At 66.2% G+C, this 18,689-nt stretch carries 18 protein-coding genes; 4 read left to right on the top strand and 14 right to left on the bottom strand.

Translation table 11 applies throughout. From position 1 onward, the window contains the following. Window positions 1-141: 141 nt before the first annotated feature. The 9 genes from XINFAN_RS16755 to glpD form a co-directional block, all read right to left on the bottom strand. Window positions 142-1,275: an iron-containing alcohol dehydrogenase gene (locus tag XINFAN_RS16755; protein ID WP_124088010.1), complete on the bottom strand. Its 1,134-nt coding sequence runs from the start codon at window positions 1,273-1,275 to the stop codon at window positions 142-144. Further along, window positions 1,272-2,759, bottom strand: a complete 1,488-nt coding sequence (glpK, locus tag XINFAN_RS16750) for a glycerol kinase GlpK (protein ID WP_124088009.1) — start codon at window positions 2,757-2,759, stop codon at window positions 1,272-1,274. Before glpK ends, XINFAN_RS16755 begins: the two co-directional genes overlap by 4 nt. A gap of 103 nt (window positions 2,760-2,862) precedes the next feature. Continuing rightward, a complete protein-coding gene (locus XINFAN_RS16745; RefSeq protein ID WP_124088008.1) occupies window positions 2,863-4,584 on the bottom strand; it encodes an ABC transporter substrate-binding protein in 1,722 nt (573 codons plus the stop codon). A gap of 77 nt (window positions 4,585-4,661) precedes the next feature. Next, window positions 4,662-5,063 carry a DUF2160 domain-containing protein gene (locus tag XINFAN_RS16740; RefSeq protein ID WP_199286449.1) on the bottom strand — a complete coding sequence of 134 codons (402 nt, stop codon included), beginning with the start codon at window positions 5,061-5,063 and terminating at the stop codon, window positions 4,662-4,664. A 12-nt stretch (window positions 5,064-5,075) separates the two neighbouring features. Next, the gene (locus XINFAN_RS16735; RefSeq protein WP_124088007.1) at window positions 5,076-5,879 is read right to left on the bottom strand and encodes a carbohydrate ABC transporter permease; all 804 of its coding nucleotides are present in this window, start codon (window positions 5,877-5,879) and stop codon (window positions 5,076-5,078) included. Continuing rightward, entirely contained in the window at window positions 5,879-6,766 is an 888-nt protein-coding gene (locus XINFAN_RS16730; protein ID WP_124088006.1) for a carbohydrate ABC transporter permease, read from the bottom strand. Before XINFAN_RS16730 ends, XINFAN_RS16735 begins: the two co-directional genes overlap by 1 nt. A gap of 3 nt (window positions 6,767-6,769) precedes the next feature. Then, the gene (locus XINFAN_RS16725; RefSeq protein WP_124088005.1) at window positions 6,770-7,840 is read right to left on the bottom strand and encodes an ABC transporter ATP-binding protein; all 1,071 of its coding nucleotides are present in this window, start codon (window positions 7,838-7,840) and stop codon (window positions 6,770-6,772) included. A gap of 1 nt (window position 7,841) precedes the next feature. After that, on the bottom strand, window positions 7,842-8,945 hold the full coding sequence (locus XINFAN_RS16720) for an ABC transporter ATP-binding protein (protein ID WP_124088004.1): 1,104 nt from the start codon (window positions 8,943-8,945) through the stop codon (window positions 7,842-7,844). A gap of 21 nt (window positions 8,946-8,966) precedes the next feature. Beyond that, window positions 8,967-10,541, bottom strand: a complete 1,575-nt coding sequence (gene glpD / locus XINFAN_RS16715) for a glycerol-3-phosphate dehydrogenase (protein ID WP_124088041.1) — start codon at window positions 10,539-10,541, stop codon at window positions 8,967-8,969. Between the two features lie 277 nt (window positions 10,542-10,818). Between glpD and XINFAN_RS16710 the strand changes: the two genes are divergently transcribed. Next, window positions 10,819-11,586 carry a DeoR/GlpR family DNA-binding transcription regulator gene (locus tag XINFAN_RS16710; protein ID WP_124088003.1) on the top strand — a complete coding sequence of 256 codons (768 nt, stop codon included), beginning with the start codon at window positions 10,819-10,821 and terminating at the stop codon, window positions 11,584-11,586. Window positions 11,587-11,652: 66 nt separating this feature from the next. On the opposite strand, the gene XINFAN_RS16705 is transcribed toward XINFAN_RS16710, so the two are convergent. Both XINFAN_RS16705 and efp read right to left on the bottom strand, forming a co-directional pair. After that, window positions 11,653-12,450 (bottom strand): hormone-sensitive lipase, encoded by a 798-nt coding sequence (locus tag XINFAN_RS16705; protein WP_124088002.1) that lies wholly within the window; start codon window positions 12,448-12,450, stop codon window positions 11,653-11,655. Window positions 12,451-12,520: 70 nt separating this feature from the next. Beyond that, window positions 12,521-13,087 carry an elongation factor P gene (gene efp / locus XINFAN_RS16700; RefSeq protein ID WP_124088001.1) on the bottom strand — a complete coding sequence of 189 codons (567 nt, stop codon included), beginning with the start codon at window positions 13,085-13,087 and terminating at the stop codon, window positions 12,521-12,523. 114 nt (window positions 13,088-13,201) lie between these two features. Here efp and epmA point away from each other — a divergent pair, with 114 nt between their 5' ends. From epmA to ccmE, 3 genes are all read left to right on the top strand, one after another. Beyond that, window positions 13,202-14,254 carry an EF-P lysine aminoacylase EpmA gene (gene epmA, locus XINFAN_RS16695; RefSeq protein WP_124088000.1) on the top strand — a complete coding sequence of 351 codons (1,053 nt, stop codon included), beginning with the start codon at window positions 13,202-13,204 and terminating at the stop codon, window positions 14,252-14,254. Window positions 14,255-14,476: 222 nt separating this feature from the next. Next, window positions 14,477-15,505, top strand: a complete 1,029-nt coding sequence (gene argC, locus XINFAN_RS16690) for an N-acetyl-gamma-glutamyl-phosphate reductase (protein ID WP_124087999.1) — start codon at window positions 14,477-14,479, stop codon at window positions 15,503-15,505. A 74-nt stretch (window positions 15,506-15,579) separates the two neighbouring features. Then, window positions 15,580-16,062: a cytochrome c maturation protein CcmE gene (ccmE, locus tag XINFAN_RS16685; RefSeq protein WP_124087998.1), complete on the top strand. Its 483-nt coding sequence runs from the start codon at window positions 15,580-15,582 to the stop codon at window positions 16,060-16,062. Between the two features lie 143 nt (window positions 16,063-16,205). Here the strand turns inward: ccmE and XINFAN_RS16680 are convergent, their stop codons facing one another. Genes XINFAN_RS16680 through metA form a run of 3 tightly spaced genes read right to left on the bottom strand, consistent with a single transcriptional unit; the run spans window position 16,206 to window position 18,675 of the window. Further along, window positions 16,206-16,817: a TetR/AcrR family transcriptional regulator gene (locus XINFAN_RS16680; RefSeq protein ID WP_124087997.1), complete on the bottom strand. Its 612-nt coding sequence runs from the start codon at window positions 16,815-16,817 to the stop codon at window positions 16,206-16,208. 13 nt (window positions 16,818-16,830) lie between these two features. Further along, complete coding sequence (ppk2, locus tag XINFAN_RS16675; RefSeq protein ID WP_124087996.1) at window positions 16,831-17,703, bottom strand: polyphosphate kinase 2; 873 nt, start codon at window positions 17,701-17,703, stop codon at window positions 16,831-16,833. Window positions 17,704-17,760: 57 nt separating this feature from the next. Beyond that, window positions 17,761-18,675 carry a homoserine O-acetyltransferase MetA gene (gene metA, locus XINFAN_RS16670; RefSeq protein WP_124087995.1) on the bottom strand — a complete coding sequence of 305 codons (915 nt, stop codon included), beginning with the start codon at window positions 18,673-18,675 and terminating at the stop codon, window positions 17,761-17,763. Window positions 18,676-18,689: the final 14 nt, after the last annotated feature.

The following is an 18,689-nucleotide window of genomic DNA, read 5'->3' as shown; positions in this document are numbered from 1 at the left end:
TCTTTTCGGGTTGTGCGAAAGCTGAGGGCCGCCCTTCGGGGTGGCCCTTAGCTTTGCGGGGCTCTGCCCCCATGCCGCCGGTTCCTTGAACCGGTGGCGAAACCGTCGGCATACCCCGGGGTATTTTCGTCAGGGTGAAAATCAAAGCGCGGCTTCGAGGATCCGTTCCAGCGCGTTTTGCGGCAGCGGCACCGGGTTGCCTTTCATCGAACTGGAACTGGCCGAGGCGGCGGCGATGTCGGGGATCTGGTCGCGTTTGAGGCTGAGCGCGGCGAGGCGGGGCAGGCCGGCGTCATGCGCCCAGGCGGCGAGGGCCTCGGGCGTGTCTTGGGGAGCGCAGCCGAGCGCCGGGGCGAGGGCGGTGAAGACCTCGGTCAGGCGGGCGGCGAAGGGGGTGGCTTTGGTGGCCGCATGGTTCGCGCGCAAGACCGGGCCGAGCAGCGCGCCGCAGATCGCGCCATGGGCCGCCGGGATCCGGCCGCCGATCACCCCGGCAAGGCCATGCACCGCGCCGAGCCCGCCATTCGCCAGCGCGAGCCCGCCGGTCAGACTGACATGCGCCATCATGTCGCGCGCGGCGGTATCCTCGGCCTGCATCAGCCGCATCAAAGCGGGCAGGCCCAGGGCCAGCGTCGGGCGGGTGATCGCGTCGGTGAAAGGCGTCGCGCGGCCCGACAGGAAGGGCTCGATCCCTTGCGTGATCGCGTCGAGGCCCGAGGCGAGCGTCACTTCGCGCGGGCAGCCGTCGGTCAGCGAAGGGTCAATGATGGCGACCCGCGCCAGCATCGCGGGATCGCGCAGCGAGACCTTGCGGCCATGTTCCGGCAGGCCGATCACCGCGTTCCGGGTGACCTCGGCTCCGGTGCCGGCGGTGGTGGGCAGCGCGATCCACGGCAGCGGCGGGTCCGAGAGCGGCAGGCCCCGGCCGACCACTTCCAGATGGTCCATCGGCGTGCCCGGCGCCGGGATCAGTGCGGCGAGCGCCTTGCCGAGATCGAGCGCCGCGCCGCCGCCCACCGCCGCCACCCAGTCGGGGCGGTGGGCGCGGGCCTCGGTCAGCGCCCCTGTCAGATCGTCCAGCACCGGCTCGCCCGGGCAGGCGATGGAGAGGATGGCATGGCCGGGCAGGGCGGTCGCGAGCCAGGCGGCGCGGGCGGCAGAGCGGCCATGGACGATCACGCCGCGCGGGCCGAAGGTGGCAAGGATGGCGGGGGCTTTGGCGGCCTCGCCGCGGCCGAACAGGATGCGGGGCGGGGCCTCGATGGCGTAGATCATCGGAAGTCCATACAGGCGGCGACCGCGCGGCGCCAGCGGGCATATTTCGCCTCGCGCGCGGGTTCCGCCATGGCGGGCGCGAAGCGGCGGTCGAGCGCCCAGGCGGCGGCGAACTCCCCGGGGCCGCCGCTGACGCCCGCTTCCATCCCGGCAAGGAAAGCGGCGCCGAGCGCGGTGGTCTCGGTCACCACCGGGCGGTCGACCGGCTGGCCGATGATATCGGCGAGGAACTGCATCGACCAGTCCGAGGCCGACATCCCGCCATCGACGCGCAGAACGCCCTCGGCCGCCGCGCCCCAGTCGGCGCGCATCGCTTCCAGCAGGTCGCGGGTCTGGTAGCCGACGCTTTCCAGCGCCGCGCGGGCGAGTTCCGCGGGGCCCGAGTTGCGGGTCAGGCCGAAAACTGCGCCGCGGCTTTCGGGTTGCCAGTAGGGCGCGCCGAGGCCGGTGAAGGCGGGGACGAGGACCACGCCCTGGGCCTCGTCGGCGGCCTCGGCCAGCGGTTGTGTCTCGCGCGCCTCGCGGATGATCTTCAGCCCGTCGCGCAGCCATTGCACCACCGCGCCCGCGATGAAGATCGAGCCTTCCAGCGCATAGGTGGTCTCACCCTTCAGCCGGTAGGCGATGGTGGAAAGCAGGCGGTTCTTCGACGGCACCAGGTCTGTCCCGGTGTTCAGCAGCGCGAAACAGCCGGTGCCATAGGTGGATTTCATCATGCCGGGCGCGAAACAGGCCTGGCCGATGGTCGCGGCCTGCTGATCGCCCGCGACGCCGAGGATCGGGATCTCGCGGCCGAAGAGGTCCGGGCGGGTCATGCCGAAATCGCCCGCGCAGTCGCGCACCTCGGGAAGAAGCGGCAGGGGGATGTCGAGAAGCGCGCAGATTTCTTCGTCCCAGCGGTTTTCGGCGATGTTGTAGAGCAGGGTGCGGGCGGCATTGGTGGCGTCGGTGGCATGGGTGCGGCCGCCGGTCAGGTTCCAGATCAGCCAGCTGTCCACCGTGCCGAAGGCCAGCTCGCCTTTCGCCGCACGGGCGCGGGCGCCGGGGATATGGTCGAGCAGCCATTTCAGCTTGGTGCCCGAGAAATAGGGATCGCAGAGCAGGCCGGTGCGGGCGGTGATCATCGGCTCATGTCCGGCCTCGCGCAACTCGGTACACAGCGGCGCGGTGCGGCGGTCCTGCCAGACGATGGCATTGTGCAGGGGCTGGCCGGTCCTGCGGTCCCACAGGAGCGTGGTTTCGCGCTGGTTGGTGATGCCGATGGCGGCGATTCCCGCGGCGCTGGCGCCCGCCTTCTCGATCGCGGCGCGGGCGGTGGCGGCCACGGTGGACCACAGCGATGTTGGATCGTGTTCGACCTGGCCGGGCGCGGGGAAGATCTGCGGAAATTCCTCCTGCGCCAAGGCGACGGGGCGCAGGCGCGCGTCGAACAGGATGGCGCGCGACGAGGTGGTGCCCTGGTCGATGGCAAGGATATGGCTCATGTCCGGCGCTTTCCCCTGATCGCGGGCCCCGGAATTTTCCAAAATTCCGGTCAAATTTCTTCCAAGAAATTTGCGGGCGGTCTGCGCCGCCCGCAAGAGCCTCTTACTGCCAGGACTTGATCAGTTCGTCATAGCTGATGGTTTCCGGCGCCGGATCCTCGTTCTCGAGCTTCGCCACCGGCGAGCCTTCGGCATCGAGCCATTCCTGCGGATCCTTCTCCTCGTTCAGCTTCGGGCCGATGTCGCCCTGAACCCCGGCGCGCTCCAGCCGTTCCATCACCCGCTCCTGTTCGGCGCAAAGCGCATCGAGCGCCTCTTGCGGCGTCTTGGCGCCCGACATCGCGTCGCCGATGTTCTGCCACCAGAGCTGCGCCAGTTTCGGGTAATCCGGCACGTTGGTGCCGGTGGGCGACCAGGCCACCCGCGCGGGCGAGCGGTAGAATTCCACCAGACCGCCAAGCTGCGGCGAACGCTCGGTGAAGCTTTCGTGGTTGATGGTGGAATCGCGCACGAAGGTCAGCCCGGTATGGGCCTTCTTCACATCGACCGTTTTCGAGGTGACGAACTGGGCATAAAGCCAGGCGGCTTTCGCGCGGTCGACCGGAGTGGATTCCATCAGCGTCCACGAACCCACGTCCTGATAGCCGACCTTGGTGCCCTCGGACCAGTAGGCGCCATGGGGCGAGGGGGCCATGCGCCATTTCGGCGTGCCATCATCGTTCATCACCGCGGTTCCGGGCTTCACCATATCGGCGGTGAAGGTGGTGTACCAGAACATCTGCTGGGCGATATTGCCCTGAGCGGGCACCGGCCCGGCCTCGCCGAAGGTCATGCCCATGGCCTCGGGCGGGGTGTATTTTTGCAGCCATTCGATCGCCTTGGTCACGGCATAGACCGCGGCCGCGTCATTGGTCGCGCCGCCCCGCGCCACGCATGAACCCACCGGGCGCGAGTTCTCATCCACCCGGATGCCCCATTCGTCGACCGGCAGACCGTTCGGCTCGCCCTTGTCACCGCCCCCGGCCATCGAGAACCAGGCATCGGTGTAGCGCCAGCCGAGCGAGGGGTCTTTCTTGCCGTAGTCCATATTGCCGAAAACGCCCGAAGCCGGCCCGCCCATATAGCTCATGTCGCGGCCAGTGAAGAATTCGGCGATATCCTCATAGGCCGACCAGTTCAGCGGCACACCGAGGTCGTAGCCGTAAGCCTCTTTGAAATCGGCCCTGGTCTTTTCGTCCGAGAACCAGTCGTAGCGGAACCAGTAGAGATTGGCGAATTGCTGATCGGGCAACTGGTAGAGGTCGCCGTCCGGGGCGGTGGTGAATTTCAGCCCGATGAAATCCTCAAGGTCAAGCGTCGGGCTGGTCACGTCTGCCCCGTCGCCCGCCATCCAGTCGGTCAGGCTGCGCGCCTGTTTGTAGCGCCAGTGGGTGCCGATCAGATCCGAGTCGTTGATATAGGCGTCATAGATGTTCTCGCCCGACTGCATCTGGGTTTGCAGCCGTTCGACCACATCGCCCTCGCCGATCAGGTCATGGGTGATTTTGATCCCGGTGATGGCGGTGAATGCGGGCGCCAGCACCTTGGATTCGTATTCATGGGTGGTGATGGTTTCCGAGACCACCTTGATCTCCATGCCCTGGAAGGGCCCTGCGGCGTCGATGAACCATTGCATCTCGGCTTCCTGCTGCTCGCGGCTCAGCGAGGACAGATCGCCGATCTCGGCATCGAGGAAGGCTTTCGCCGCGTCCATATCGGCCCAGGCCGGGGCGCCGAGCGCCAGCAGCGCCAGCGCCATGGCGGTGGAAGTGACTTTCCGTTTCATTGTTTCCTCCCGTTGAAAGTTGTCGTTGTCAGGGGCGGGGCGGCCCTCCTGCCGCCTGGCCCCGCTGCATTCCTTCCTCAGACCAGGGCGAAGACCGCCGCGGCCCAGAGAAGGCAGAGAACAAGCGCGCCCCAGACCGGCGGGCCCGCGAAGAAAAGCCAGATCAGCGCGATGAAGGCCGAGCCGAGCAGGCTGATGAACAGCCGGTCGCCCCGGGTGGTCTCGATCCCGAGGATGCCGATGCGCGGCGTCTCGGGGAAACGGATCGCAAGCAGGGTCATCACGATCAAGAGGCTTGCGATGATCCAGAAGAACAGAGCGACCGGGAAGGTCCAGGCCATCCAGCCGCCCGGGAACATCTGCCCGGTGATATTGCGCGCGCCGTCCTTCAGCGGCACCTCGATCCAGAGCGCGCCGAGGATCGCCAGCATGATCAGCGTGGTGACGGCGTAGAGTGCGAGCCAGCGGGTTTGCGTCATGGCCATCCTCCCTCAGACCCGGCCCAGGGCGAAGCCGCGGGCGATGTAATTCCTCACGAACCAGATCACCAGGGCGCCGGGGATCAGCGTCAGGATCCCGGCCGCCGCCAGCACGCCCCAGTCCATCCCACTGGCCGAGACGGTGCGGGTCATGGTCACGCCGATGGGTTTGGCGACCGTGGTGGTCAGGGTGCGGCTGAGCAGCAGCTCCACCCAGGAGAACATGAAGCAGAAGAAGGCGGCGACCCCGATCCCGTTCGCGATCAGCGGCATGAAGATGCGGGCGAAAAAGCGCGGGAAGGAATAGCCGTCGATCCAGGCAGTCTCGTCGATCTCCTTGGGCACGCCGCGCATGAAGCCCTCAAGGATCCAGACCGCCAGCGGCACGTTGAAGAGGCAATGCGCCAGCGCCACCGCGATATGGGTGTCGATCAGGTTCATCGCCGAATAAAGCTGGAAGAACGGCAGCGCGAAGACCGCGGGCGGCGCCATCCGGTTGGTCAGCAGCCAGAAGAACAGATGCTTGTCGCCAAGGAAGCGGTAACGGCTGAACGCATAGGCCGCGGGCAGAGCGACGGTGATGGAAATCACCGTGTTCAGAACCACATAGATCAGCGAGTTAACGTAACCCATATACCAGCTTGGGTCCGACAGGATGGTCGCGAAATTGCGGAAGGTCAGGTCGCGCGGCCAGAGGCTGAAGCCGCCGGTGATCTCGGCATTGGTCTTCAGGCTCATATTCAGAAGCCAGTAGATCGGCAGCAAAAGGAACAGGATATAGACCGTCATGACGATGGCAGAGGGGCGGATGCGCATCACTTCGCCTCCCCGCTGGTTTCGTCACGGTCGAGATTGGTCATCACGGTATAGAACACCCAGGAGATCAGCAGGATCACAAGGAAATACATCAGCGAGAACGCCGCCGCCGGGCCAAGGTCGAACTGGCCGGTGGCCATCTTCGCCAGATCAATCGACAGGAAGGTGGTGGCATTGCCGGGGCCGCCTCCGGTGACGACGAAAGGCTCGGTGTAGATCATGAAACTGTCCATGAACCTGAGCAGAACCGCGATCAGCAAAACGCCCTTCATCTTCGGCAGTTCGATATGGCGGAACACCGCCCAACGGCTGGCCTGGTCGATTTTCGCTGCCTGGTAATAGGCTTGCGGGATGCTTTGCAGGCCCGCGAAGCACAAAAGCGCGACCAGCGAGGTCCAGTGCCAGACATCCATTACGATCACGGTGATCCAGGCGTCGATCGGATCCGAGACGTAGTTGTAATCCACCCCGAGCGCCGAAAGCGTGCGGCCCAGAAGCCCGATGTCCACCCGGCCGAAGATCTGCCAGATGGTGCCGACCACGTTGAACGGGATCAGGAGCGGCAGCGCCATCAGCACAAGGCAGAGCGAGGACCAGAAGCCCTTGTTCTTCGGCATGTTCAGCGCGATGAAGATGCCGAGCGGCACTTCGATGGCGAGGATGATCGCCGAGAACAGGATCTGCCGCCCCAAAGCGCCATGCAGGCGCGAGGAATGGATCATCTCGTCGAACCATTCCAGCCCCGCCCAGAAGAACTGGTTGTTGCCGAATGTGTCGTTGAAGGCGTAGTTCACCACCGTCATCAGCGGGATCACCGCCGAGATCGCCACCAGCGCCAGCACCGGCAGCACCAGAAACCAGGCCTTGTTGTTCCAGGGTCTGTCCATGGCTCACACCTTCCCGGGCGCGACGCGCCAGTCGTCGTGGTAGACATTGATCCGCCCCGGCACGAAGCCGAGGCGGGGCTCTGCGGGCAGGCTCTCGCCTTCGTGGAGGATGGCGTTGACCGGATGGCCGGCAAGCCGGCCGCGCAGGATGCGGTGGCGGCCGACATCCTCGACGGATGAGATACTTACCGGGTGTCCCTGATCCGAGATCTGAACATATTCCGGGCGGATGCCGATCTTCGTCTCACCCGCCAGCGGGGCGTAATCCGCGCCGAGGTCGATCCGCAGACCGCCCAGATCGGCCTCGCGCCCCTGCACCTTCGCGGGGAACAGGTTCATCCCCGGCGAGCCGATGAAATAGCCCACGAAGGTGTGGGCCGGGGTCTCGAACAGCTCTTCCGGCGTGCCCATCTGCACCACCCGGCCGTCGTGCATCACCACCACCTTGTCGGCGAAGGTCAGCGCCTCGGTCTGGTCATGGGTGACATAGATCATCGTATGGCCGAACTGGCGGTGCAGTTGCTTGAGCTGGGTGCGCAGCTCCCATTTCATATGCGGGTCGATCACCGTCAGCGGCTCGTCGAACAGGATGGCGTTCACATCCTCGCGCACCATGCCGCGCCCGAGGCTGATCTTCTGCTTGGCATCCGCCGTCAGCCCGCGCGCCTTGCGGTCCAGCCCGTGCTCCATCCCGATCATCTGCGCGATCCGGCCGACGCGGGCGGCGATATAACCCGCGTCCTTGCCGCGGTTGCGCAGGGGAAAGGCCAGGTTTTCGCGCACCGTCATCGTGTCGTAGACCACCGGGAACTGGAACACCTGGGCGATGTTGCGCTCGGCCGTCGGCGCATGGGTCACGTCGCGGTCGCCGAACAGCACCCGGCCCTGGCTGGGGGTCAGGAGGCCCGAGATGATGTTCAGCAGCGTGGTCTTGCCGCAGCCCGAGGCGCCGAGCAACGCATAGGCGCCGCCGTCGTCCCAGATATGGGTCATCTGCTTCAGCGCGAAATCCGCGTCCGAGACAGGTTTCGGCAGATAGGAATGGGCAAGATTTTCCAGCGTGATCCGGGCCATGTCAGGCGACCTTCTCTTGCGGGGCGAGGGCATAGCCGGCGGGAACCACCAGCTCACCGTCGGGGCCGAAGACATAGACATGCGCGGGGTCGAGCCAGACCGACAGCGGCGCCCCGGCCTCAAGGTTGTGGATGCCGCCAACGAGGCCGATCCAGCGGTCCTCGCCATGGCCGACATGGATGAAGGTCTCGGAGCCGGTGATCTCGGTGACGAGAACCTTGGCGTCAAATTCCACCGCCGCGCCGGAATGTCTGTTGATCCGCAAGTGGTTGGCGCGGAAACCTGCGATGTAGCGGCCTTCGGGCAGAGCGGCCAGCGCGCCCTCGGCGGGGGCGTTGGCGGTCGCGCCGAAGCAGATGCGGTTGCCCTCGCGGAAGATCGGGACGAAATTCATCGGCGGGTCCGAGAACACCCGGGCGGTGGTCGCATCTTTCGGCTGGCGGTAGACCTGCGCTGTCGGTCCGAACTGGGTCACGCGGCCCTGCCACAGCGTCGCGGTATTGCCGCCGAGCAGCAAAGCCTCCTCGGGTTCGGTGGTGGCATAGACGAAGATCGCGCCGGAAGCCTCGAAGATCTTTGGAATTTCCATGCGCAATTCCTCGCGCAGCTTGTAGTCGAGATTGGCCAATGGCTCATCGAGCAGCACCAGCCCGGCGCCCTTGACCAGCGCCCGCGCCAGCGCGCAACGCTGCTGCTGGCCGCCCGACAGTTCCAGCGGTTTCCGCTCCAGCATCGGGGTCAGCCGCAGCATTTCGGCGGTCTCGCGCACGCGCCGGTCGATTTCCTCGCGCGGGCGGCGCAGGATCCGCAGGGGCGAGGCGATGTTTTCGTAAACCGTCATGCCGGGATAGTTGATGAACTGCTGGTAAACCATGGCGACGCCGCGGTCCTGGACGCGGCGGCCGGTCACGTCCTCGCCGTTCTGGAACACCCGCCCGGTGGTCGGCTGGTCGAGCCCCGCCATCAGCCGCATCAGCGTGGTCTTGCCCGACAGAGTGGGGCCGAGCAGCACGTTCATCGTGCCGCCGTCCAGCCGCAGATCGGTGGGGTGGATATGGGGGCGTCCGGCCACGGATTTGCCCACACCCTTCAGTTCCAGCACCATGTGTCCTCCGTCATCCCGCGCTCAGGCGGCGGTTGTTGTCTGCGCGCCGTGCTGCGCCATATGCTCGGCGAGGGCGGCGATCTGGTCCGCGCTCAGCCGCAGCCCCAGTTTCGTGCGCCGCCAGATCACATCCTCGGGCGTGCGGGCGTATTCCTTCTCCATCAGCCAGCGCAGTTCGGCCTCAGTCAGGCCCGCGCCGAAATCCCGGCCCAGATCAGCCGCCTCGCGGGCATTGCCGAGGATCTGCGCGGCGTCAGACCCATAGGCGCGGGCGAGGCGGCGGGCCCCGGCTTCGCTCAGGAACGGATGCGCGGCCCTCAGCCCGGCGATCAGTGCGGGCAGGCCGTCATGCGGGAAATCGCCGCCCGGCAGCGGCGCGTCCGCGGTCCAGGGCCGGCCCGCCTGCGGGAAGAACGGCGCGAGTTTCGCCATCGCCTGTTCCGCCAGCCGGCGGTAGGTGGTGATCTTGCCGCCGAACACGTTCAGCAGGGGGGCGCCGTCGCGGTCCAGCGAGAGCACATATTCCCGCGTCGCCGCCGTCGCCGATTTCGCCCCGTCGTTGTAAAGCGGGCGGACGCCGGAATAGCTCCAGACCACATCGGCGGGGGTGACGGGGCGGGCGAAACAGCGGCTGGCGAAGGCGCAGAGATAATCGCGCTCGGCGTCCGAGCAGACCGCCTCGCCCGGGGCGCCCTGGTGGTCCTGGTCGGTGGTGCCGATCAGGGTAAAATCACCCTCATAGGGGATGGCAAAGATGATGCGGCCATCCGGGCCCTGGAAGAAATAGGCGCGGTCGTGATCGAACAGGCGCCGGGTGACGATATGGCTGCCGCGCACCAGGCGCACGCCCTCGGCGGTGCGCAGATGCAGCGTGTCGCGGATCACATGGCCGACCCAGGGGCCGCTCGCGTTGACCAGCACACGGGCGCGGTGGGTCGCGGGCCCCTCGGGCGTTTCGGTGCGGATCAGCCAGTGCCCGGCCTCGCGCTTCGCTTCGCTGACCCGGGTGCGGGTCAGGATCCTTGCGCCCCGCGCCCCGGCGTCGCGCGCGTTCAGCACCACGAGCCGCGCATCGTCCACCTGACAGTCGGAATATTCCCAGGCGCGGGTGAAGCCGGGCTTCAGCGCCTGCCCGGCGGGGTCGGTCCGCAGATCGAGGCTGGCCGTGCCGGGCAGGATCCTGCGCCCGCCGATATGGTCGTAGAGGAACAGGCCCAGCCGGATCAGCCAGGCCGGACGGCGCCCCCGCATCCAGGGCATGACATGGCCCAGAAGCCGCGAGGTGGGCGTATCGCTTTCGAACCGCATCGCCGGATCGTAAGGCAGCACGAAGCGCATCGGCCGGGCGATATGCGGCATGTTCCTCAGCAGCACCTCGCGCTCAGAGAGCGCCTCGCGCACCAGGCGGAACTCGAAATATTCCAGATAGCGCAGCCCGCCGTGGAACAGTTTGGTCGAGGCCGAAGAGGTCGCCTGCGCCAGATCGCCCTGTTCGGCCAGCGTGACCGAAAGCCCGCGCCCCGCCGCGTCGCGCGCGATGCCGCAGCCGTTGATGCCGCCGCCAATCACGAAAAGATCCGCCGTTTCCGGCTGCATCTGCGCGCTCAAATTCCGGTCCTCCCCCGCTTCTCAGCCTGCGCCACAGGGGCCGGAATCGTCAATAGCCTGTTTTCGTTTTTTTTCGTTTTAGGGATAAGTCGAAATTTTTCGCATATGCGAGATGCGAAGATCCATCATATCAAATGCTTGTCTGCGCGCCTTCGCGTATGCGGCGAAAAATCGCGGGAAAACGAAGGCAAGGGCGCTGCGGCGCGCCGATGACAAACCCGTCCATCCGTGGCATGAGCGCCTGAAAAGACAGGGAGACCGGCCGATGGCGCTCAGCTTTCGTCAGAGCGAGATTCTCGATATCGCCCGCGCCGAGGGGCGGGTGGTGGTCGAGGATCTGGCCAGCCGGCTCAACGTGACCTTGCAGACCATCCGCCGCGATCTGGCGGAACTGGCCGAGGCCGGGCATCTGGAACGGGTACACGGGGGCGCGGTCGCGCGCACCGGCGTGACCAACATCGCCTGGGAAAGCCGGCGCAAGATGAACGACAGGGCCAAGGCGCGGATCGCCAGGGCCTGCGCCGCGCATATCCCCGACAATTCCAGCCTGATCCTGAACATCGGCACCACAACCGAGGCGGTGGCCCATGCGTTGTTGCAGCATCAGAACATCACCGTGGTCACGAACAACATGAATGTGGCGAATATCCTCGCCGCCAACCCGGCCTGCGAGGTGGTGCTGGCGGGCGGCACGCTGAGGCGCTCGGACGGTGGCCTCGTGGGCGAGCTGACCACGCAGTTCCTTGCGCAGTTCAAGGTGGATTTCGCGGTGATCGGCTGCTCGGCGGTGGATGGCGACGGCGACATTCTCGACTATGATCTGGCCGAGGTGCGGGTCTCGAAAGCGATCCTGAAACAGGCGCGCCGCGCGTTTCTGGTGACGGATCACTCGAAATTCCAGCGCTCGGCCCCGGCGCGGCTGGCCTCGCTTGCCGATCTGGATGCGGTCTTCACCGACCGGCCCTTGAGCGAGCATCTGACGCGGGCCTGCGAGGACTGGGGCACCGCGGTGCATCTGGCCGGCGAGGGCTGAGGGGGCGCCGCCCCCTCCGGCGCGTTCCGCGCCTCCTCCCCCGGGGTATTTGGGTCAGGATGAAGATCAGACCGCGAGCAGGGTTTCAGTGAGCGCCGAGGCCGGGTCGGTCAGCGCGTCGATCACGTCGAAATGGTGGCACCCGGGGGCAGCGGTCCAGGGGCAGGCCCATTCCTCGGACAGCGTGCGCGCCTGCCACAGGAAGGCCGGGCGCTCATTGGCGCCGACCTGGATATGCGCCGAGGTGCCGGGGGAAAGCGTCAGCCGGGCCGGGCTTTCGGTCGCGGCCTCTGCGGTGTCGAGGCGCAGATCCTTATTCATCTTGCAGGCCATCAGCGGCCCGAGTTCGGCCAGCGGCGAGATCGGCACCACCCGCGCCACCGGCAGCGCCAGATCCGCGCAGCCCATCCGCGCCGCCAGATGGCCGCCGGCGGAATGGCCGGTGACGGTGACCGGCCCCGGCCGCGTCGCGGCGATCAGCCGGGTCAGCCGCGCCATTTCCGCCGTGATCTCATGGATGCGCGCGGCGGGGGTGAGCGTATAGGACGGCATCGCCACCGCCCAGCCCCGCAGCAGCGGCCCGCGCGCCAGATGAGAGAAATCCTCGCGCCCGAAGGCCAGCCAGTAGCCGCCGTGGATGAAGATCACCGTGCCCTGCGCCGTGCCCTCGGGCAGGAACAGGTCATAGCGCTGGCGCGCGCCCGGGCCGTAGTCCAGATCCGGCTGCGCCCGGGCGCCGAGGCCTGTGCGAAACGCCGCAGCCTCCGCCCGCCAGCGCGGCGGGAAATCCGCGGCACCGGGGATGAAATCGCCGTTCGCATAATCGCGGTCGGGGGAGGGCCAGGAATAGGGCGGGCGGGTCATGCGGGGTTCTTCGCAAGGAGAAGGGGCATGGCCGCGCCACGCCCCCGAAAAGCGTCACATCGGGCCGGGATCAGTCCTTGGCGCGCTCGACATAGGAATTGTCGTCGGTGTTGATCACGATCCGCGTGCCCGGGCCGATATGCGCCGGCACCATCACCCGCAACCCGGAATCGGTCATCGCCGGCTTGTAGCTGGAGGAGGCGGTCTGGCCCTTCACCACCGGCTCGGTCTCGGCGATCTCGACGGTGATCTTCTGCGGCATCTCGATGGCGATCGTCGCGCCCTCATAGGTCTTCAGCCAGCAGCGCATCCCTTCCTGGAGATAGACCTTGTTGTCGCCCATCACGCCTTCGGTGACGACGAGCTGCTCGTAGGTCTCGGGCTCCATGAAGTGATAGCCTTCGCCGTCCTCATAGAGGTAGTCATAGGCGCGCTCGTCCACATTGGCCTTTTCCACCTGGTCGGTGGTCTTCCAGCGCTCGGACACCTTCACGCCGTCCGAGATCCGGCGCATCTCGACCGAGGTGGTCGGCGTGCCTTTGCCGGGGTGGAAGTTGGTGGCGGAGAGAACCGCATAGAGACGGCCGTCGACTTCGACGACATTCCCTTTGCGCAGCGAAGAGGCGATGACTTTCACGGGCGAGGATCCTTGTATAGGGATGCGCCGCGAGAAAGGGGCCTCTGGCTCCGGGCGGCGATTGCGCCGCCAGATAGCGCAAGCGTTGCAGGATTTCCAGCAGGAATGGCCGATATGACCCGCGAAACCGATGAAACCCTCCATGAGACGCCATGGTGGCACCCGTCGCGCCATGCCGACAGACGCCCGCTTCTGCTGGAGCGCAACCGCATCCAGGCGGCGATCCGGGCCTGGCTGGCGGGTGAGGGTTTCACCGAGGTCGATCCGGCCGCGCTGCAACTCAGCCCCGGAAACGAGGCGCATCTGCACGCTTTCCGCACCACGGCGATCGGCAATGACGGGGCGGGGCGCGAGCTTTATCTGCATACTTCGCCGGAATTCGCGATGAAACGGCTGCTGGCGGCGGGAGAAACCCGGATCCACGCCTTCTCGCATGTCTGGCGCAACCGCGAGCGCGGGGCGCTGCACGAGCCGGAATTCACCATGCTGGAATGGTATCGCGCGGGCGAAAGCTATGAGCGGCTGATGGAGGACATCGCCGCCTGGGTGCGGCTGGCCTGCCCGGACGGGCTGCTGCGGTTCCGCGACCGTGTTTGCGATCCGGCGCTGCCCTGTGAGCGCGTGAGCGTCTGTGAGGCTTTCGCGCGCCACGCCGGGATCGACCTTCTCGCGACGATGGACGCCTCGGGCGCGACGGAGGCGCAGGCGCTGGCGGAGCAGATGGACCGGGTGGGCTTGCGGCACATGCCGGGCGAAAGCTGGTCGGATTTGTTCAGCCGGGTGCTGTCGGAACGGGTCGAGCCGCATCTGGGGCAGGGGCGGCTGACGGTGCTCGACCTTTACCCGGCGGCCGAGGCGGCGCTGGCGCGGCGCTGCCCCTCCGACCCGCGGCTTGCCGAGCGGTTCGAGGTCTATGCCTGCGGGGTGGAGCTGGCGAATGGGTTTGGCGAGCTGACCGACCCGGAAGAACAGCGCCGCCGTTTCGCGGAGGAAATGGAGATCAAGGCGCGGATCTACGGCGAGACCTATCCGATCGACGAGGATTTCCTTGCGGCGCTGGCGCTGATGCCCGCCGCCGCCGGCTGCGCGCTCGGCTTCGACCGGCTGGTGATGCTTGCGACCAGCGCGCCGCGGATCCGCGATGTGATCTGGGTGGCGGCGGGGTAAGAAGAGAGGGGGCCAGCCCCCTCGGGCGCGATGCGCCCTCACCCCCGGGATATTTAGAGACAGAAAATGACGGGAGCGGTTCATTTTCTGTCTCTGAATATCCCCGCCGGAGGCTCCTCCGGCTTGCGGTGGCGAAAGCGGCGGGCCGGGGCGTGGCGCTTGCAAAATCCGCGCTTTGGCGCCAGGAAGACCCCACTTCCCTTTTTCGCAGGATGCCGCGTCATGACCTTCCGCATCGCCATTCTCGGGGCCTCGGGCTATACCGGGGCCGAGCTTGTCCGGCTGATCGCCACCCATCCGCAGATGGAGATCGCGGCGCTTTCGGCCGACCGCAAGGCGGGGATGGAGATGGCGGCGGTCTTCCCGTTCCTGCGCCATCTCGATCTGCCGAAACTGGTGAAGATCGATGAGGTCGACTTCTCGCGGATCGACCTCTGCTTCTGCGCTTTGCCCCATGCCACCAGCCAGGAGGTGATCGCGAAACTGCCGCGCGATCTGAAGATCGTTGATCTTTCCGCCGATTTCCGGCTGCGCGATCCGGCGGAATACCAGAAATGGTATGGCCAGCCCCACGCTGCGGTCGAATTGCAGAAGGAGGCGGTCTATGGCCTGACCGAATTCTACCGCGACGAGATCCGCAAGGGGAGGCTGATCGCCGGGACCGGCTGCAATGCCGCGACCGGGCAATATGCTTTGCGCCCGCTGATTGCCGCGGGCGTGATCGACCTCGACGACATCGTGATCGACCTCAAGGCCGGGGTTTCCGGCGCCGGGCGCTCGCTGAAGGAGAATCTGCTCCATGCCGAGCTGTCGGGCGGCACCCATTCCTATTCCGCGGGCGGCAAGCACCGGCATCTGGGCGAATTCGACCAGGAATTCTCGAAACTCGCCGGGCGCGAGGTGCGGGTGCAGTTCACCCCGCATCTGCTGCCGATGAACCGCGGCATCCTTGCCACCGTCTATGTCAAGGGCGACCCGGCCGCGGTGCATCGCGCGCTGGAGGCCGCTTACGCGCAGGAAACCTTCCTTCAGGTGCTGCCTTTTGGCGCACTCCCCTCGACACGCGACGTTGCGGGCTCCAATTATTGTCATATCGGGGTGACCGGCGACCGGATTCCGGGCCGGGCGGTGGTGATCGCGGTGCTCGACAATCTGACCAAGGGGTCTTCGGGCCAGGCTTTGCAGAACGCGAATCTGACCCTCGGGATCGAAGAGACCACGGGGCTGATGCTGGCGCCGCTCTTCCCCTGAGGGATTTGATCGCGGTCAAGACGGGCGGGCGGCGGATCTGCCAGGATCGCCCGGCGAACGAAAAAGGGTAAGCCATGCAGAGCACAGCAAAACCGCAGTTCCGGGGGCTCAAGGGTCTCAAGAAGCAGCGGCGCATCCAGGTCGTCCTGCTGGCCTTCGTCGCGCTGATCCTCGCTTCGGTCTTTGTCGGCTTCGCGCTGAAGGACGGGATCAACTTCTTCCGCAGCCCGACCCAGGTGCTGGAAGAAGCCCCGCCCGAGACCGAGGTGTTCCGCCTCGGCGGCCTCGTCAAGGAGGGCTCCATCGTCGGCCGCGGCGGGGTGCGGTTCGATTTCATCGTCACCGACGGGGGCGCCGAAGTGCCGGTGCGCTACATCGGCGACAACCCGCGCCCGGATCTGTTCAAAGAGGGGACCGGCACCATCGCCACCGGCCGCCTGGTCGATGGCGTGTTCGAGGCCACCACGCTGCTGGCCAAGCACGATGAGACCTATATGCCGAAAGAGGTGATGGACGCGCTGAAGGAACAGGGCGTCTATAAGGAGCCCGATACCTGAGGTCTGTCCGGGGCCGCTCACGCGGTGCTTGCGGCAGAAAGGGCGGCTCTTTCGGGCCTGAGTCCTGTGATGATGTACCGGGGCGGGAGGGAAACCCGGGGCGAGGGGTCCGATCCGGGTCCGTCCGCCGGTTCTGCCGGGGCCTATCGGTCGGGCGGCAGGATGCCGAGGCCGCGCAGATAGATGCCGATCGCGGTTTCCAGGAGATCCTCGGGGGGCCAGGGCAGGCTGGCGCCGTTTCCGCGCAGGAAGAGTTCCACCACGCCGTGGCTGGTGGCCCAGACATGGGCTGAAACCATGCTGGCAGGCGGGCGGCGCGCGGGCGGCAGCGCGGCGATGAGCGCCTCGGCCGCGCGTTCCATGATGGCGCGGGCCTTGCCGGCGACATTGGCCAGATCGGGATGGCGGCCGGGCTGGAGCCCGCTTTCAAACATTGCCTGGTAATGGCCCGGATATTTGCGCGCGAAGGCCAGATAGGCCCGTCCGGTCGCCTCGAACGCCGCCAGCGCGCCGGGGCGGCCCTCATCCCAGGCATATTCCAGCAGCGCCGCGAAGATCTCGAAGCCCTGGCGCGCGACCTCGGCCAGCAGATCGTCGCGGCCGGCGAAATGGCGGTAGACCGCGGCCGGAGTGACCTCGGCGGCCTTGGCGGCCTCGGAAAGCGTAAAGCCCTGCGGCCCGCGGCCCGCGATCAGCGAAAGCGTCGCCTCGACCAGGGCCTGGCGAAGATTGCCGTGATGATAGCCGCGTTTCACGCCCCTGTTCCGCTCAGTTCCGCGGCATCTTCTCGGGCCCGCCGCAGATCGCTGCGTCGATTCCGCCGATCAGAGCCGGATCCTTGCCCCGGAACTCGGTGCTGAGCAGGATCTTCTGAATCGCCGCGATCCGGGCGCGTTTCTTGTCGTCCGACAGGATCACCGTCCAGGGCGCATCGAGATTGTGGCTCAGCGTCAGCGTCTCGGCGATGGCGGCGGAATATTCGTCCCATTTCGCCAGGCCCTGCACGTCGATGGTCGAGAGTTTCCACTGTTTCAGCGGATCCTTCTCGCGCTCAAGAAAGCGTTTGAGCTGCTCGGCCCGGCCGACCTCAAGCCAGAGCTTGATCAGGACCACGCCCTCATCGACCAGCATCTTCTCGAATTCGGGGACCTGGCGGAAGAAGGTGGCGCGCTCGGCGTCGGTGCAGAAGCCGAACACCTTTTCCACCACGCCGCGGTTATACCAGCTGCGATCGAACAGCACCATTTCGCCCGCCGCGGGCAGCCAGTCGATGTAGCGCTGGAAATACCATTGCGATTTCTCGCGGTCCGAGGGGGTGGGCAGCGCCACCACATTGGCGACACGCGGGTTCAGGTTTTCGCGCACCCGGTCGATGGTGCCGCCCTTTCCGGCGGCGTCGCGGCCCTCGAACACCACCACGATGCGCTTGCCGGTCGCCCTGATATCGGCCTGGAGGCGCACAAGCTGGCGCTGCAACCCCTCCATGATCCGCTCGTAATCCTTCTTCCCCATTTCCTCGCGGTAGGGGTAGGAGCGGGTCAGGATGTCGTCGCCATCATGCTTTTCAATCGCCTTGCGGATGTCCTCGGGCGCCTCTTTGCGGAAATAGCGGCTGATCGCGCCGTCGAATGGCAGATCCATCATATCCTCCGTTTGCGCCCGAGTGTGGCGGCGGGAAGGCCCCGCCGCAACCGGCTTTCAGCCGCCGATTTCTGCAGGGTCGAACGGGGTGCTCTGATAGATCTCGTTGATCCAGTTGCCGTAGAGCAGATGCGCATGGCTGCGCCAGCGGTTGCGCGGCGGGCGCGAGGGATCGTCCTCGGGGTAGTAATGGCGCGGCACGTTGATCGGGGTGCCGTTGGCGGTGTCGCGGTCGTATTCCTGTTTCAGCGTGTCGTTGTCGTATTCAAAATGGTTGAAGATATAGAGCGCGCGGCGGCCCTCATCCTCGACCAGGCAGGGGCCGACCTCGGGGCTGTCGAGCAGGATCTTCAGCCCCGCCGCGCGGATCTCGGCGGCGCGCATCTCGGTCCAGCGCGAGACGGGGATGAAGCAATCATCCGAGAAACCGCGCAGATAACAGGAGGTTGGCGCGACATTCTCATGCAGGAAGCAGCCGAAGGCCTTTTGCGGCAGGATATGTTTCTGCACATTGTGGAAATGGTTGATCATCGCCATCCCGCCCCAGCAGACGCCGAAGGTGGAATGGACATGGCTCTGGGTCCAGTCGAACACCTCGCGCAGCTCGCTCCAGTAGGTCACCTCGTCGAAAGGCAGATGCTCGATCGGGGCGCCGGTGATGATCAGACCGTCGAATTTCTCCTGCTTCACCGCCTGGAAAGGGCGGTAGAAGGTTTCCATATGTTCGGTGGCGGTGTTCTTCGTCTGATGCTCGGTCATGCGGATCAGATGCAGGTCGATCTGCAATGGCGTCGCCCCGATCAGCCGCGCGAACTGGGTCTCGGTCTGGATCTTCTTCGGCATCAGGTTCAGCAGGCCGATCTTCAAAGGCCGGATGTCCTGCCGTGCCGCCCGTTCGGGCGACATGACCATCACGCCCTCGTTCCGCAGAACGTCATAGGCGGGAAGGTTTTCGGGCAGGGTGATGGGCATTGGCTTGGTTCCTG

It is taken from the genome of Pseudogemmobacter humi, assembly GCF_900609055.1.
In the GTDB taxonomy this organism is placed as follows: domain Bacteria; phylum Pseudomonadota; class Alphaproteobacteria; order Rhodobacterales; family Rhodobacteraceae; genus Pseudogemmobacter; species Pseudogemmobacter humi.
Note: the sequence above shows the minus strand (reverse complement) of the source record. Positions and strands in the feature narration are given on the sequence as shown.

Coding starts and splice junctions, on each gene's coding strand:
- XINFAN_RS16755 (WP_124088010.1), bottom strand. CDS start 1,275: ATGATCTACGCCATCGAGGCCCCGCCCCGCATCCTGTTCGGCCGCGGC.
- glpK (WP_124088009.1), bottom strand. CDS start 2,759: ATGAGCCATATCCTTGCCATCGACCAGGGCACCACCTCGTCGCGCGCC.
- XINFAN_RS16745 (WP_124088008.1), bottom strand. CDS start 4,584: ATGAAACGGAAAGTCACTTCCACCGCCATGGCGCTGGCGCTGCTGGCG.
- XINFAN_RS16740 (WP_199286449.1), bottom strand. CDS start 5,063: ATGACGCAAACCCGCTGGCTCGCACTCTACGCCGTCACCACGCTGATC.
- XINFAN_RS16735 (WP_124088007.1), bottom strand. CDS start 5,879: ATGCGCATCCGCCCCTCTGCCATCGTCATGACGGTCTATATCCTGTTC.
- XINFAN_RS16730 (WP_124088006.1), bottom strand. CDS start 6,766: ATGGACAGACCCTGGAACAACAAGGCCTGGTTTCTGGTGCTGCCGGTG.
- XINFAN_RS16725 (WP_124088005.1), bottom strand. CDS start 7,840: ATGGCCCGGATCACGCTGGAAAATCTTGCCCATTCCTATCTGCCGAAA.
- XINFAN_RS16720 (WP_124088004.1), bottom strand. CDS start 8,945: ATGGTGCTGGAACTGAAGGGTGTGGGCAAATCCGTGGCCGGACGCCCC.
- glpD (WP_124088041.1), bottom strand. CDS start 10,541: ATGCAGCCGGAAACGGCGGATCTTTTCGTGATTGGCGGCGGCATCAAC.
- XINFAN_RS16710 (WP_124088003.1), top strand. CDS start 10,819: ATGGCGCTCAGCTTTCGTCAGAGCGAGATTCTCGATATCGCCCGCGCC.
- XINFAN_RS16705 (WP_124088002.1), bottom strand. CDS start 12,450: ATGACCCGCCCGCCCTATTCCTGGCCCTCCCCCGACCGCGATTATGCG.
- epmA (WP_124088000.1), top strand. CDS start 13,202: ATGACCCGCGAAACCGATGAAACCCTCCATGAGACGCCATGGTGGCAC.
- argC (WP_124087999.1), top strand. CDS start 14,477: ATGACCTTCCGCATCGCCATTCTCGGGGCCTCGGGCTATACCGGGGCC.
- ccmE (WP_124087998.1), top strand. CDS start 15,580: ATGCAGAGCACAGCAAAACCGCAGTTCCGGGGGCTCAAGGGTCTCAAG.
- ppk2 (WP_124087996.1), bottom strand. CDS start 17,703: ATGGATCTGCCATTCGACGGCGCGATCAGCCGCTATTTCCGCAAAGAG.
- metA (WP_124087995.1), bottom strand. CDS start 18,675: ATGCCCATCACCCTGCCCGAAAACCTTCCCGCCTATGACGTTCTGCGG.